Annotated in this window: 12 protein-coding genes; 4 read left to right on the forward strand and 8 right to left on the reverse strand. The window is 35.1% G+C overall.

The features are described from left to right. Positions 1-50: 50 nt before the first annotated feature. Positions 51-1,523, reverse strand: coding sequence for an IMP dehydrogenase (gene guaB, locus J2W95_RS16095; RefSeq protein ID WP_310008820.1), 1,473 nt, complete (start codon positions 1,521-1,523; stop codon positions 51-53). 138 nt (positions 1,524-1,661) lie between these two features. Between guaB and J2W95_RS16100 the strand changes: the two genes are divergently transcribed. Next, positions 1,662-4,175 carry a cation-translocating P-type ATPase gene (locus tag J2W95_RS16100; protein WP_310008822.1) on the forward strand — a complete coding sequence of 838 codons (2,514 nt, stop codon included), beginning with the start codon at positions 1,662-1,664 and terminating at the stop codon, positions 4,173-4,175. A 5-nt stretch (positions 4,176-4,180) separates the two neighbouring features. Here J2W95_RS16100 and J2W95_RS16105 read toward each other — a convergent pair whose 3' ends face one another. The 5 genes from J2W95_RS16105 to J2W95_RS16125 all read right to left on the reverse strand — a co-directional run bounded on the left by J2W95_RS16105 (position 4,181) and on the right by J2W95_RS16125 (position 8,927). After that, positions 4,181-5,584, reverse strand: a complete 1,404-nt coding sequence (locus J2W95_RS16105) for a DUF5723 family protein (protein ID WP_310008824.1) — start codon at positions 5,582-5,584, stop codon at positions 4,181-4,183. After that, the gene (locus J2W95_RS16110; RefSeq protein ID WP_310008827.1) at positions 5,581-6,135 is read right to left on the reverse strand and encodes a hypothetical protein; all 555 of its coding nucleotides are present in this window, start codon (positions 6,133-6,135) and stop codon (positions 5,581-5,583) included. Before J2W95_RS16110 ends, J2W95_RS16105 begins: the two co-directional genes overlap by 4 nt. Before the next feature lie 117 nt (positions 6,136-6,252). Further along, positions 6,253-7,116: a hydroxymethylglutaryl-CoA lyase gene (locus tag J2W95_RS16115; protein WP_310008829.1), complete on the reverse strand. Its 864-nt coding sequence runs from the start codon at positions 7,114-7,116 to the stop codon at positions 6,253-6,255. Positions 7,117-7,174: 58 nt separating this feature from the next. Further along, the gene (locus J2W95_RS16120) at positions 7,175-8,194 is read right to left on the reverse strand and encodes a quinone-dependent dihydroorotate dehydrogenase (RefSeq protein ID WP_310008831.1); all 1,020 of its coding nucleotides are present in this window, start codon (positions 8,192-8,194) and stop codon (positions 7,175-7,177) included. Between the two features lie 193 nt (positions 8,195-8,387). Next, positions 8,388-8,927, reverse strand: coding sequence for a nuclear transport factor 2 family protein (locus J2W95_RS16125; RefSeq protein WP_310008833.1), 540 nt, complete (start codon positions 8,925-8,927; stop codon positions 8,388-8,390). A 395-nt stretch (positions 8,928-9,322) separates the two neighbouring features. Between J2W95_RS16125 and J2W95_RS16130 the strand changes: the two genes are divergently transcribed. From J2W95_RS16130 to J2W95_RS16140, 3 genes are all read left to right on the forward strand, one after another. After that, on the forward strand, positions 9,323-9,931 hold the full coding sequence (locus tag J2W95_RS16130) for a YkgJ family cysteine cluster protein (RefSeq protein ID WP_310008836.1): 609 nt from the start codon (positions 9,323-9,325) through the stop codon (positions 9,929-9,931). Positions 9,932-10,016: 85 nt separating this feature from the next. Further along, positions 10,017-10,910, forward strand: coding sequence for a dienelactone hydrolase family protein (locus J2W95_RS16135; RefSeq protein WP_310008838.1), 894 nt, complete (start codon positions 10,017-10,019; stop codon positions 10,908-10,910). An 18-nt stretch (positions 10,911-10,928) separates the two neighbouring features. Next, a complete protein-coding gene (locus tag J2W95_RS16140) occupies positions 10,929-11,369 on the forward strand; it encodes an SRPBCC domain-containing protein (protein ID WP_310008840.1) in 441 nt (146 codons plus the stop codon). A gap of 69 nt (positions 11,370-11,438) precedes the next feature. Here the strand turns inward: J2W95_RS16140 and carB are convergent, their stop codons facing one another. Together carB and rpmH are read right to left on the reverse strand one after the other, a co-directional pair. Then, a complete protein-coding gene (gene carB, locus J2W95_RS16145) occupies positions 11,439-14,294 on the reverse strand; it encodes a carbamoyl-phosphate synthase large subunit (protein ID WP_310008842.1) in 2,856 nt (951 codons plus the stop codon). Positions 14,295-14,449: 155 nt separating this feature from the next. Next, a complete protein-coding gene (gene rpmH / locus J2W95_RS16150) occupies positions 14,450-14,611 on the reverse strand; it encodes a 50S ribosomal protein L34 (protein ID WP_008464848.1) in 162 nt (53 codons plus the stop codon). Between the last annotated feature and the right edge of the window lie 55 nt (positions 14,612-14,666).

Raw genomic sequence — 14,666 nt, forward strand, 5'->3', positions numbered from 1 at the left:
GTGTAAGAAATAAATCTTACACCTTTTGTCTTTTAGACTTTCGTCATATTTTATCTCGAATAATTCGGAGCTTCTTTTGTGATCGTCACATTGTGTGGGTGACTTTCGTTGATACCACTTGCGGTAATACGAACAAAACGACCTGTATCCTGTAAAGTAGCAATGTCTTTTGAACCGCAATAACCCATACCGGCACGAAGACCACCAATGAATTGTTGCATACTTTCGTTCAATTCCCCTTTGTAAGGTACACGTCCAACGATTCCTTCTGGAACAAGTTTCTTAACATCGTCTTCTACGTCTTGGAAATAACGATCTTTTGAACCTTCTTGCATGGCCTCAACAGAACCCATTCCTCTGTATGATTTGAATTTTCTTCCTTCGAAAATGATGGTTTCACCCGGAGACTCCATAGTACCGGCCAATAATGAACCTAGCATTACGCAATCTGCACCAGCTGCAATCGCTTTAGGAATATCTCCTGTGTAACGAATTCCACCATCTGCAATTACAGGAACTCCTGTTCCTTTTATAGCTGCAGCTACTTCAAGCACAGCAGAAAATTGAGGAAAACCAACACCTGCAACGATTCTGGTTGTACAAATAGAACCAGGTCCTATTCCAACTTTTACACCATCGGCACCATTTTCAACCAAATACAAAGCTGCTTCTGGAGTGGCAATATTACCAACGATTACGTCAAGTTTTGGGAATTTAGCTTTTACAGCTTTCAATACATCAACCACACCTTTTGTATGTCCGTGAGCTGTATCGATAATTACGGCATCAACTCCTGCGTTTACCAAAGCAGTCGCTCTTTCAACAGCATCGGCAGTAACACCCAAAGCGGCTGCTACTCTCAAACGACCAAATTTATCTTTATTGGCATTTGGTTTTTGAGTCAATTTGGTAATATCTCTAAAAGTGATTAAACCAACTAGCTCATTTTTATCATTTACTACTGGTAATTTTTCAATTTTATGACCTTGTAAAACTACCTCAGCTTGTTCTAATGAAGTTCCTTCGGCAACAGTTACCAGATTTTGGCTTGTCATCACCTCAGAAATAGGTCTTGCACCATTTTTTTCAAAACGTAAATCCCTATTGGTAACAATTCCTTTTAAAATTTTGTTTTCATCAACGATTGGAATACCACCAATACCGAATTCTCTCATAGCGCTTTTGGCATCGGCAACTGTAGCAGTCGTTAATAAGGTAACTGGGTCGAGAATCATACCAGACTCTGCACGTTTTACTTTACGTACTTTGGCTGCTTGTTGCTCGATTGTCATGTTTTTATGCAAAACACCAATTCCTCCTTCTTGAGCCATAGCGATTGCCATAGAACTTTCGGTTACGGTATCCATAGCTGCGGATACAATAGGAACATTTAATGTTATATTTCTTGAAAATTTTGATTTGATACTCACTTCGCGCGGAAGAACATTTGAGTAATTGGGAACTAATAATACATCATCGTAGGTTAAACCCTCGCCGACAATCTTAGAGATATGTGCTTTCATGTTGCAATTTGTAGTTGAATTGCGTGCAAATATAGACAATCTTAAGCTAAAAAACACTTAACTAGCCCGTTTTATTTTTAACTTGCATGGTAAAAATAAGTTAAAGCCTTATTTTATTTACAACCTCACCTCTTAATTATGTCAACAGCAAACGGCTCTATTTCAGGATTAAACAAAGTTGAAGTTGAACAATCCAGAATCAAAAACGGCTTAAATTCCATAGAACACCAAAAGAAAAACAACATACTTTCTTCCATAATAGAAATGGTTAAAGAACCAATGTTTTTATTATTGCTAACTGCTACCAGTATTTACTTTATCACTGCCGATTTTGGTAACGGGATTTTTATGACAGCAGCAATTTTACTGGTTTCCACCATTTCACTTTATCAGGAATCCAAGAGCCGGAACGCTATTGAAGCTCTGAATAAATTAACGCAACCCAAAAGCAAAGTAATTCGAGATGGTGAACTTATAGAAATACCCTCCGAGGAAATTGTCTTGGGTGATTGCATCCAATGTGAAGAGGGAACCTTTATTCCTGCAGATGGAATTATCATTCAGTCGAACGATTTTTCGGTAAACGAATCGATAATTACGGGAGAATCATTAGCAGTTTTTAAAAGTGAAAAAAGTGAAAACAATCAAGTATTCCAGGGAACGATTGTCGCCTCAGGTTTGGCTATTTGTAAAGTAACTGCGATAGGAAGTCAAACACAATTAGGCAAAATTGGGGAAAGTCTGGATGATATTACCGAAGAGAAAACGCCTTTACAGATTCAAATTGGAAATTTTGTTACCAAAATGTCTCTTGTTGGATTAGTGGTTTTTCTTCTGGTTTGGGGAATTAATTTTTATAATTCCCGAATTCTTTTGGACAGTTTATTAAAAGCATTAACCTTAGCGATGAGCATTATTCCCGAGGAAATTCCGATTGCATTTGCTACATTCATGGCTTTAGGTGCCTGGCGATTGATGAAAAGCGGAATCATAGTCAAACAAACAAAAACAGTGGAAACACTTGGAAGTGCAACCGTGATATGCACAGACAAGACTGGAACTATCACCGAAAACAAAATGAGTCTGGCACAATGGTATTTATTCGAAGAGGGATCATTCAATGATAATTTGAATAGCGATTTATCCATAAAAGAAACTGAATTATTAAGTCTTTCGATGTGGGCCAGTGAACCAATACCTTTTGATGCAATGGAAATGGCGCTGCACGATGCTTACGCAAAAATGGGAATCAAAGATGAGCGCCCCAATTACAGAATGGTTCACGAATATCCTTTAAGCGGAAAACCGCCAATGATGACCCATCTTTTTGAAAATAAAAACGGAGACCGAATCATAGCGGCCAAAGGTGCTCCCGAAGCCTTAATCGCCTGTTCAAAATTATCAGAAAAACAAACCAATCAAATCCTAAGCGCCATGCAATCGATGGCTGAAAAAGGCTATCGGGTTTTGGGAGTTGGCGTAGCCAATTTTTCAGGAACTGATTATCCAAAAACACAGCAAGAATTTTCATTTGATTTCAAAGGACTTATTGCCTTTTATGATCCTCCGAAAGCCAATATAAAAGAAGTCTTCGAAACTTTTTATAAAGCAGGAATTCAAGTAAAAATCGTCACGGGAGACAATGCCTTGACAACGGCGACCATTGCTAATCAAATTGGTTTTAGAAACTCTGGAAAAATACTAAACGGAGACGAACTCATGACAATGGATGATGCTACCTTGAGAGAGAAGGTTATGGAAACCAATATTTTTACAAGAATGTTTCCTGAAGCCAAATTAAAAATCATAAAAGCCCTGAAAGAAAACGACCAAATTGTAGCCATGACAGGAGATGGTGTCAATGATGGTCCCGCATTAAAATCGGCACATATCGGTATTGCCATGGGAAAGAAAGGAACCGAAATTGCCAAACAAGCGGCGAATTTAATTTTGATTGATGACGATTTTTCCAAAATGACAGAGGCCATAGCAATGGGACGAAAAATATACATCAATCTAAAAAAAGCCATTCAATACATTATCTCAATCCACATTCCTATTATTCTGATTGTGTTTATTCCGCTGGTTTTAGGATGGATATATCCCAATATTTTTTCACCTGTTCATATTATTTTTTTAGAAATTATTATGGGGCCAACCTGCTCCATAATTTATGAAAATGAACCTATGGAGCCCAACCTGATGAAACAAAAGCCGCGTCCTTTTACCAATACTTTTTTCAACCTAAAAGAAATTACGATTAGTATTGTACAAGGACTTGTAATAACGCTTGGCCTTTTATTAATGTATCAATATTGTACAAAATTAGATTATACTGAAAACACTACCAGAACCAGCATTTTTCTAACATTGATAGCTTCCAATATTTTCCTAACACTAGCTAATCGCTCCTTCTATTATTCGATATTCACCACTTTAAAATACAAAAATAATTTGGTTCCACTCATTATTGGGATAACGGTATTGATAACGAGCTTACTATTAATCACTCCTGTCTTTAGAAGATTCTTCCAGTTTGAAAGTATTACGTTATTACAAATTGGCTTAAGTATCTTGGTTGGATTCGTTTGTGTGCTTTGGATTGAAATTTTTAAGTTTTTCAGAAGAAGAAAAGAGAAATCTATGAACTGATTCCTTTATTTACTACTTCCCCCCGATATTATATTAAACCCTATTTGAAACGTGAGCGCATTTGCTTTGGAAACATCACTATAGGCAAGAAGATTATTGGCCATCGCATAAAAATTAACCACTCCAATCTTGGTCGTCAATCCCAAACCTATATTTGAAAAGGAATAGGAATCGATGGTGTAAGTGGCTTTCATTTGCAATCCTTTTAAAATTCTTCTTCTGTAATACCCCGTCAAAGCTAACATGGGAGCTCTAGGCGTTGACATTGCAAAAAGCTGTGCACCAACTGCACTTCGATACAAAGAATCTTCATCGGTTGCACAATCGCATTCCTCTTGTCTTTCCTCTTCAAATGAATATTCAAAAGACGAATAAAATTTCAAAGGCCGCCAAGTAGTGTACTTATTATATATGGTATCCAAAGGAATCGCCTCCTTAAAATCCTCGTAAGCATTATCTATTGTTCCATCATCATTAAAATCTGTAATAACACCTTCGAAAACATAACTCCCTTTAAAAGTATAGTCTACAACATCTTTCGTGTGGCTTATAAAACCAATATCTACAATGCTCGCTGTTATCTGAATATTTTTTTTAGGGTAATAAGTAAGCCCTAAATCCAATCCCAAACCTAAATTTCCACCTAAAAAAGCTTTCTTTGGAATATCATTCTTTAAATCACTTCCCAAGTCTCCTTCATAATTTTCGTCCAAATATTTAGCTGCTCCAGAAGTGTTGAGCTGCAAATTGGATTGGATCTCTTGATTATAAATCAAATCAGAACCTTGATAGGTATAAAAATATCCAGAATTATGGATTGATGTGGCATTAAAAACACTAGAATAAATTTTCCCTCGAATTCCGAGTATGAGTTTTTCATTAAGCTGTTTATTAAAGCCTAAATGAAAGACAGATAGGACTTCAGCTTTTGCGCTCAAATCACCCAAATCAAATGACTTTCCTATATAATCTTTATTACCATAGAAAGACAAAATGGCCAAATCTTTTGGAACATAAATAAAGGAATCGAATTCTTGATACATCCCAAAAGAAACATATGATTTACTTTCTTCTCCACCCACTCTAAAACCAGCTGTAAATATTTCCAACTGTTGATTAGCAGTGACATAATCGTTCCTGCTGGTTGAAGCCAAAACACTTTTTGCTTTGGTAGTAAAATCTACCCCATCATTAGCAAATAAATTATAAGCATCAAATCCTGTAGAACCGGCATTTGCTGATATTCCAGACAACAACGGGACTCCAAAAAACCATTTGTATTTCACATCCGCCCCAGGATTTAGCAATAAACTTTGAGGTTGAGGAGTGAAATTGTATAAAACTTCTTTATTTTGAGAAAAACAATAAAAAGAAACGGACAGACATAAAAGGATAGCTATTTTTCTCATTCCACGTCAAAATAAGCAGTTATACTTGAACTCAACTCAAATCTTCCTTGACTGTTAGCTGTTAATGGTGGACCTGGAAGCATCGTAATTGAAAACATCATTTGAGTTGTTCTCTTTAAAATATCCACATCAGCAGCCGTATATGTCACAGTTTTTTCTACTAACACTTCGGCACCGTTATAGGCAGGAACATCAATTTTAATACCACTATTGACAGGTACTCCATTAACATCCAAAAAAATAATATTAAAAATATATTCTCTAGCAATGGTGTTTTTTATTCTGAAATATAACTCGGCTTTTACCAAATCTTCTTCAACAAAAGAAGTATTAAAAAAATCGACATTAGAAGTATGCTGAAAGAAAGACTGCTCTGTCCCGCCAATAATAAACTCTGGAGCTTTCTTTTCAAAATAGGCAAGATTAGTAGTAAACACTGGCTGGATATTAAAATCTTCTGCTTGATTAAAGTCCAAGTCGCTACTACACGAAAAAAGGCAATACCCTAGTGTAGCAATTAAAATAATCTTTTTGAAAAAAGGAAATTTCATATCTCGTTATTTTAATTTTAGAAAGCCATTTCCAATAGTCTTTCGAACTACACTAAAGTAACGAAAAAACTTAAACGATCTAAATATTAACAACTTAAACACAAAAACAAACTAATATCAATGAAATTCACCAAATATTTTTGAAGCCTCATTATAGGCACTTTCAAAACTCATTGGACTGCAATTGGTATTTTCTTTTTGAACAGTAAAATACGAGAGTAACTTCTCGGTAGGCATGTTCCCCGTCAATTTATCAGTAGCCATTGGGCATCCTCCAAAACCTTGAATTGCACCATCAAAACGACGACAACCTCCCTTATAAGCCGCATCAATTTTCTCCAACCATTTATCGGGTGTTGTATGAAGATGGGCGCCAAATTCAATTTGAGGATATTGAGGAATTAAATTAGAGTACAAATAATCAATTACGTCAGGTGTAGAACTCCCTACAGTATCCGAAAGTGATAAAATTTTCACTCCCATTGAAGCCAATTTTTCGGTCCATTGTGCTACAATTTCAACGTTCCAAGGATCTCCATATGGATTTCCAAAACCCATCGAAAGATAAGCCACAGTTTCTTTATTGGTCTTATCGGCAAGATTTAAAATCTCATCTAGTGTCACCAATGATTCGGCTATTGTTTTATGTGTATTTCGCATTTGAAAATTCTCGGAAATCGAAAAAGGAAAGCCTAAATATTGAATAGCGGCATGTTCAGAAGCAAGAGTTGCTCCTTGTGAATTGGCTACAATAGCCAACAATTTACTTGTTGTTTTGGATAAATCAAGTTGCTCTAAAACTTCGGCAGTATCTTGCATTTGAGGTATGGCTTTCGCCGAAACAAAACTCCCAAAATCAATGGTATCAAAACCTACGCGCAATAAAGATTGTAAATAAGCTACCTTTCTTTCGGTAGGAATAAAAGCTTTTATGCCCTGCATAGCGTCTCGTGGACACTCGATAATTTTTATTGCCTTCATAACCTTCAAATATATAAAAAAGGTTTTGAGTTACAAAGAAAGAAAAATCGTTATCCTGCTATTTTTTCGACAAAATTGCTTTGTTAATTTTCTTTACTAATACTGGCCCTTCATAGATAAAGCCCGTATATAATTGGATTAAACTAGCACCTGCTTCTAATTTCTCTAAGGCATCCTCTGCAGAATGTATTCCTCCCACTCCAATAATTGGAAATGCTTTATTACTTTTTTGAGACAGAAAACGAATCACTTCAGTAGATCGCGATGTCAATGGTTTTCCAGATAACCCACCCGTTTCTGTTTGATTTTCAGAATTCAAATCACTTCGAGAAATTGTTGTATTGGTTGCGATTACACCTGCAATTTTAGTTTCTTTTACAATATCAATAATATCAAGTAATTGCTCATCGGTAAGATCTGGAGCAATTTTAAGTAGTACTGGCTTTTGCTTTGGCTTCGCCAAATTCTTATTCTGCAAAGTTTGAAGCAATTGAGTAAGTGGCTCTTTTTCCTGTAATGCTCTAAGATTTGGTGTGTTTGGAGAACTTACATTGACAACAAAATAATCAACATAATCATACAAAGCATCAAAACAAATCTCATAATCTGAGGTGGCATCTTCGTTTAATGTCACTTTATTTTTCCCGATATTTCCTCCTATGAGTACACCGTTATTTTTCTTTAAACGTTCAACTGCTTCCTGAACACCTCCATTATTAAATCCCATTCTATTAATGATTGCCGAATCTTCCACTAAACGAAATATTCTTTTTTTATCATTTCCGGGCTGTCCTTTTGGGGTAAGTGTTCCTATTTCAATAAAACCAAAACCAAAATTAGACAGTTCTTTATACAAAACCGCATTTTTATCAAAACCAGCCGCTAAACCAACAGGGTTTTTAAACTTTAAACCAAAAACTTCCGTTTCTAATCTTTTGTCATTTACTTGATATAATAATCTAAAAAGAGAAGGGAATCCAGGAATTTTTGAAACTATTCTAATTAGTGAAAAGGTAAAGTGATGCACTTTTTCAGGGTCAAAACAAAAAAGAATAGGGCGTATAAAAATCTTGTACATAGCTCAAATATTAATTACCGCAAAAGTAAAGAAATGTTTTTAGTTTTAAAGTATAGAAATGCTTTTAAAGCCTTCCATTTGTTAAATTACCGAACAAAATTTATATTAAACTAAGTTCATTTAGACACAAAAAAAATAAAAAACGACACGTGAGCATCGTTTTTTATTTCCACCAACCAATTAACAATTAAATTTACTTTGGCAAAGCTGCATTTATAGCTGCTTTATCTATATATTGAACAACTCGATCCACTTTATCATGTGAATCAAAATGATAATCTGTATGTATCCACTGAGTCATTTCTTTCCCATTTCTATACTTTGCTGTTGTTTTATACCAAGACAGTAGCCAAACTCCTTTTGCCTCGACGCTTTGAGGTTCATTTACCAAAATCGGTAAAAATATAGCATCACTGAATTTGATGGTTTCAATTACATTGGCTCTTCTTTGCTTCCAGTAAGATGCAATTGCAGGCTTACCAACCAAACTGTCTCCACTATTCCATACATAAACTGCACTGTCGGCATAAATCCCCATCCAACTATCCATGTCGCCTTTTTCCATAGCGGCGAGTGTTTTTTTGCCAATTTCTGCGTATTTAGAATCTGCAAATTCAACCGAATTAGTAATGCTATCATCAGAAATAACTGCTTCGTCAATTTCTTTAGACTCTTCTTTTTTACAACTTATTATCAGGAAAAAACAACATACGACCAATACGTTTTTTTTCATAGCTTAAATATTTAAAGTACCAAAATATTTAGATTAAGCTATCTCTAGAAAGGGTCTGTAAATTTAATTAAAAAAACCAATAAGTTTATTTAAATTTTAAAATAAATCAACTGATTATCAATTTTTTACATTTAAATTTTTAACACCAATATAAATTACCATTATTCACATTTTAAGACAAAAATTGAAGCTTTTTTTTAAAACCTCACAATTAAAACCAGAGCGCTTTTATATGATTTTGATGGATTTTTTCAAATATGTAGTACAATACGGTTAAACCAAATTTGAAATTAATAGTTTGATCCAAATAAATATCTTTAATCTTTAATAAAAGAGTAAGTAAAACCAAATTATGCACTTAACCGTATTTAATAGTGTACATTAGACAAAAAATAATGTCTATAGAACATAAAGTTCAATTGGTTGAAGAATTATTTGACCGCCTAGAGAATGAAATAACTAATTTCAAATCAAAAACAAATTTACATTGTCTTACAGGTTGTGGTCAGTGCTGTTCAAAACCAAATATAGATGCCTCCCCTTTAGAATTTTTACCATGGGCCTTTTATTTATTTTTAAATGGAAAAGCCGAAGCTGTTTTAGAAGAACTAAATACCAAAACCAATACTTTTTGTCATTTATACCAATCGCTTTCAGCTACAGACAATAAAAATGGTAGATGTACAGACTATAAATACCGTGGATTAATTTGTAGACTTTTTGGCTATGCCGCAAGTAGAGACAAATATGGCGAACTACGATTAAATACTTGCAAAATCATAAAAGAGAACCAACAGGAAAACTACAACAATACCGAAGTAGCCATTAGCAAAGGATTGTATGTTCCTATTTTTTCGGACTATTATATGCGGTTAACACAAATTGATCAGAGACTTGGAATTACTTTACTTCCCATCAATGAAGCCTTAAAAATGGCAATTGAAGAAGTCTTGCATTATTACGCTTATAGACCTTTTCCAGGCGGACTTGAAAATATTGCTTAGCAATAAAAATTCACCAATGCGCAATAATCAATATTGCAAAAACAATCGCTTTTTTTTCTAAATTAGTTGGATCAAATAAAAAACCATGAAAAAACTAACCAAGGAAGATATCAGTCAGGAAATTTTTGATCTATATGATGACTATGCCCATAATAAAATCGAGAGAAGGCAATTTATAGAAAAACTGTCCCTGTTTGCAATAGGAAGCTTAACCGTACCGTCACTTCTTAGTTTTATGACTCCTAATTATGTGGATTCCATCACAATCAAACCCAATGATCCAAGAATAAAATCGGAATATATAACCTATCAATCTCCAAAAGGCGGTGGAGCGATCAAAGGCCTTTTATCACAACCTACAGATACTCAAAAAAAATTACCGGGAATAATTGTTGTTCATGAGAATCGAGGACTGAATCCATACATTGAAGATGTAGGAAGAAGAGCAGCTGTGGAAGGTTTTATTACTTTGGCTCCCGATGCACTATCTCCACTTGGAGGTTATCCCGGAAATGATGATGCCGGAAGGGAACTTCAAAAGAAACGCACCCGAGAAGAAATGCTCGAAGATTTTATTGCAGCCTACGAATACCTAAAATCACATAAAGACTGTAATGGTTATGTAGGCGTAGTAGGATTTTGTTTTGGAGGTTGGATTTCCAATATGATGGCGGTCAAAATCCCGACTTTATCCGCGGCAGTTCCTTATTATGGAGGACAACCCACTACAGAAGAAGCAGAAAAAATCACAACACCAATCATGTTGCATTATGCCGAGTTAGACACCCGTGTCAATGAAGGTTGGCCTGCTTATGAAGCCATTCTTAAAAAGAATAAAGTCGAACATACCGCTTATTTTTATCCCGGAGTAAACCACGGTTTTCATAACAATACCACTCCTCGATATGACGAAGCAGCAGCAACATTATCTTGGTCTCGAACCATTGATTTTTTTAAGGAGAAACTCAAAAAGAAATAATTACAAAATTTTAATTTTATGCAACTAATAGCAAAAGCAACCATACAAATACAAAAACCGATTGAAGAAGTTTTTGAAGGAATTATAAATCCCGAAAAAATGACAAATTATTTTATATCTGAAAGTAATGGACCCCTAGAAACAGGAAAAGAATTGATTTGGAAATTTCCCGAATTCCCTGTAGAAGTTCCGGTAAAAGACATCAAGACTGAAATCAATCGTTCGGTTTCATTTGTTTGGGACAAAGAAACCGTCGTAAAAATTATACTAGAAGAACAACCCGATAAAAGCACTGTCGTAAAAGTGACCGAAGACGGAAAAACATACAATGAAGCCAACCTGAGATGGGCTCTAGGAAACACAGAAGGCTGGGCAAATTTTCTCGCTTGTATGAAAGCTTATCTCGAATACGGAATACAACTTCGCAAGGGAGCTTTTGATTTTATGCGTGAAAAATGAGAATAATCCAAACCCTGATCCAATAAAAAAAAGCCCCAAACGGGGCTTTTTCAATATCTAAACTCGAGCTTATTTACTCAAATACATTTTTCTTCTAGAGTACAATTCGTAGAATTGATCATCTTTCAAGTCATCGATAAACAAGATACTTTCTCCAGTTGATTTCATCTCTGGTCCTAATGCTTTGTTTACATTTTGGAACTTACTAAAAGAGAAAACCGGTTGTTTAATTGCGTATCCTTTTAATTGTGGATTAAAAGTAAAATCTGTTACTTTATTATGTCCTAACATTACTTTTGTAGCATAGTTCACATAAGGCTCACCATAAGCTTTTGCAATAAATGGAACTGTTCTCGAAGCTCTAGGATTTGCTTCAATAATATAAACGGTATCGTCTTTTATCGCAAACTGAATGTTGATCAAACCTACTGTTTTTAAAGCTTTAGCGATTTTCACAGTGTGATCTTTAATTTGTTGCATTACAAATTCACCCAAGTTAAAAGGAGGCAAAGTCGCATTACTATCTCCCGAGTGAACTCCACAAGGCTCGATATGCTCCATAATACCTATAATATAAACATTCCCGTCTGCATCACAAATCGCATCCGCTTCGGCTTCGATTGCTCCTGCCAAATAATGATCTAAAAGTAATTTATTACCTGGAATCTGTTTCAATAAGTTGATAACATGTTCTTCTAATTCTTTTTTATTGATCACGATTTTCATTCCCTGACCTCCCAATACATAAGAAGGACGAATCAATAATGGAAAATCCAATGTATCGGCTAAAGCTGAAGCTTCATCAGCCGTTTCAGCAATTCCAAATTGTGGAAAAGGAATGTGTAATTCTGTCAATAAATCAGAGAAACGTCCTCTGTCTTCGGCTAAATCCAAGGCATCAAAACTAGTTCCAATAATTTTTACTCCATATTTAGACAATTTTTCGGCCAATTTCAAAGCTGTTTGACCTCCTAATTGCACGATAACACCTTCTGGTTTTTCGTGTTGGATGATATCATAAATATGTTCCCAGAATACCGGCTCGAAATACAATTTGTCGGCAGTATCAAAATCAGTCGAAACCGTTTCAGGATTACAGTTAATCATGATGGTTTCATAACCACATTCTTTGGCCGCAAGAACCCCGTGGACACAAGAATAATCAAACTCAATTCCTTGTCCAATTCGGTTTGGTCCTGAACCTAAAACAACAATTTTCTTTTTATCGGTAACAATACTTTCATTATCAACATAACGTTCTCCATTAGCTTTTTCAATTTCAGCCTCAAAAGTAGAGTAATAATAAGGAGTTTTAGCTTGAAACTCGGCCGCACAAGTATCAACCAATTTAAATACACGATTAATATCCATTGTCATACGCAAAGAATGCACTTCACTTTCCAGACAATTCATCATGTGTGCAATTTGTCTGTCGGCAAAACCTTTTTGTTTAGCTTCAAGTAATAACTCTTTTGGAAGACTTGAAATTTTATAGTTCGAAATTTCTTTTTCTAAAACATAAAGCTCTTCGTATTGTTTCAAGAACCACATATCAATTTTAGTAATTTCATGAATACGACTCAATGGAATTCCCATTGCAATAGCATCATAAATTACGAAAACACGATCCCAACTTGCAAAAGTTAGTTTCTCGATAATTTGCTCATAGTTTGTATATCCCTTTCCGTCAGCACCTAAACCATTTCTTTTGATTTCCAATGATTGGGTGGCTTTGTGTAAAGCTTCTTGGAACGAACGTCCAATTCCCATTACCTCTCCTACCGATTTCATTTGAAGTCCCAAAGTTCTGTCAGCTCCTTCAAATTTATCAAAGTTCCAACGTGGTATTTTTACAATCACATAATCCAAAGTCGGTTCAAAAAGAGCCGAAGTAGATTTTGTAATTTGATTTTGTAATTCATCTAAATTGTATCCTAAAGCTAATTTAGAAGCAATTTTTGCAATTGGATAACCTGTCGCTTTTGATGCCAAAGCAGATGAACGAGACACACGAGGATTGATTTCAATTGCAACGATATCTTCTTTTTCGTCTGGAGAAACAGCAAACTGCACGTTACAACCACCTGCAAAGTTTCCGATACTACGCATCATCAATATCGCGTAATCACGTAATTTCTGGAATGTTGTATCCGATAACGTCATTGCTGGCGCTACAGTAATCGAATCCCCAGTATGAATTCCCATTGGATCCATATTTTCGATAGAACAGATAATTACAACATTGTCATTTTTATCTCTCAATAACTCCAATTCATATTCTTTCCAACCTAACAAAGCTTTGTCAATCAAAACTTCATGAATTGGTGACATTTCTAATCCGTAGGTTAGTTTTTCGTCAAATTCTTCTTTACTATGCACAAAAGCCGCTCCAGTTCCACCAAGTGTAAATGAAGGACGAATCACTAATGGAAATCCAAATTCCTGAGCAATTTCTTTTCCTTCCAAAAAAGAAGTAGCCGTTTTAGCCGGAGCAGTAGGAACATTTATTTTTTCTAAAAGCTGTTTGAACTGCTCTCTGTCTTCGGTAATATTAATAGCATTAACATCAACACCTATTAATCGTACCCCGAAATCTTGCCAAATTCCTTTTTCATCCGCTTCCAAACATAAGTTCAAAGCCGTTTGTCCTCCCATTGTTGGAAGCACCGCATCAATCTGCGGATGTGCTTTAAGGATCTCAATAATAGACTTTGTCGTTAATGGTTTCAAATAAACATGATCCGCCATAGATGGGTCGGTCATAATTGTCGCAGGATTGGAATTGATTAAGATTACTTCAATCCCTTCTTCACGAATGGAACGGGCTGACTGTGAACCTGCATAATCAAATTCACACGCTTGACCAATAACTATCGGACCTGAACCTATTATTAAAACTGATTTTATAGATGTATCTTTTGGCATTTTATTATGTATTGTAGTTGTTGTTGTTTTTATCACTTAAAATTTAAAATTTGTTAGAAAAACTCAAATTTCAAACTTAATACAGCAGTAACGCTTGGGTATAAAAAAAGGCGATACTAAAAAAAAGTAACGCCTTATAAATGTTTATACAAACATTATTTTTTATGTCTTGGTTCGCTAGAAACAGTCAATTTATGTCTTCCTTTAGCTCTTCTACGCGCTAGAACTTTTCTTCCATTAGCAGAAGCCATTCTGTCCATAAATCCGTGTTTATTTCTTCTTTTTCTTTTCGATGGTTGAAATGTTCTTTTGCTCATTGCTTTGTATGTTTAAAAATCTTAATTAAGTATCTATTTATTTTCGAATAACCAT

It is taken from the genome of Flavobacterium granuli (genome assembly GCF_031456055.1).
Taxonomy (GTDB): domain Bacteria; phylum Bacteroidota; class Bacteroidia; order Flavobacteriales; family Flavobacteriaceae; genus Flavobacterium; species Flavobacterium granuli_A.

Bases quoted from the DNA above. Each gene is read 5' to 3' on its own strand.
- guaB (WP_310008820.1), bottom strand. From the start codon at position 1,523: ATGAAAGCACATATCTCTAAGATTGTCGGCGAGGGTTTAACCTACGAT.
- J2W95_RS16100 (WP_310008822.1), top strand. From the start codon at position 1,662: ATGTCAACAGCAAACGGCTCTATTTCAGGATTAAACAAAGTTGAAGTT.
- J2W95_RS16105 (WP_310008824.1), bottom strand. From the start codon at position 5,584: ATGAGAAAAATAGCTATCCTTTTATGTCTGTCCGTTTCTTTTTATTGT.
- J2W95_RS16110 (WP_310008827.1), bottom strand. From the start codon at position 6,135: ATGAAATTTCCTTTTTTCAAAAAGATTATTTTAATTGCTACACTAGGG.
- J2W95_RS16115 (WP_310008829.1), bottom strand. From the start codon at position 7,116: ATGAAGGCAATAAAAATTATCGAGTGTCCACGAGACGCTATGCAGGGC.
- J2W95_RS16120 (WP_310008831.1), bottom strand. From the start codon at position 8,194: ATGTACAAGATTTTTATACGCCCTATTCTTTTTTGTTTTGACCCTGAA.
- J2W95_RS16125 (WP_310008833.1), bottom strand. From the start codon at position 8,927: ATGAAAAAAAACGTATTGGTCGTATGTTGTTTTTTCCTGATAATAAGT.
- J2W95_RS16130 (WP_310008836.1), top strand. From the start codon at position 9,323: ATGTCTATAGAACATAAAGTTCAATTGGTTGAAGAATTATTTGACCGC.
- J2W95_RS16135 (WP_310008838.1), top strand. From the start codon at position 10,017: ATGAAAAAACTAACCAAGGAAGATATCAGTCAGGAAATTTTTGATCTA.
- J2W95_RS16140 (WP_310008840.1), top strand. From the start codon at position 10,929: ATGCAACTAATAGCAAAAGCAACCATACAAATACAAAAACCGATTGAA.
- carB (WP_310008842.1), bottom strand. From the start codon at position 14,294: ATGCCAAAAGATACATCTATAAAATCAGTTTTAATAATAGGTTCAGGT.
- rpmH (WP_008464848.1), bottom strand. From the start codon at position 14,611: ATGAGCAAAAGAACATTTCAACCATCGAAAAGAAAAAGAAGAAATAAA.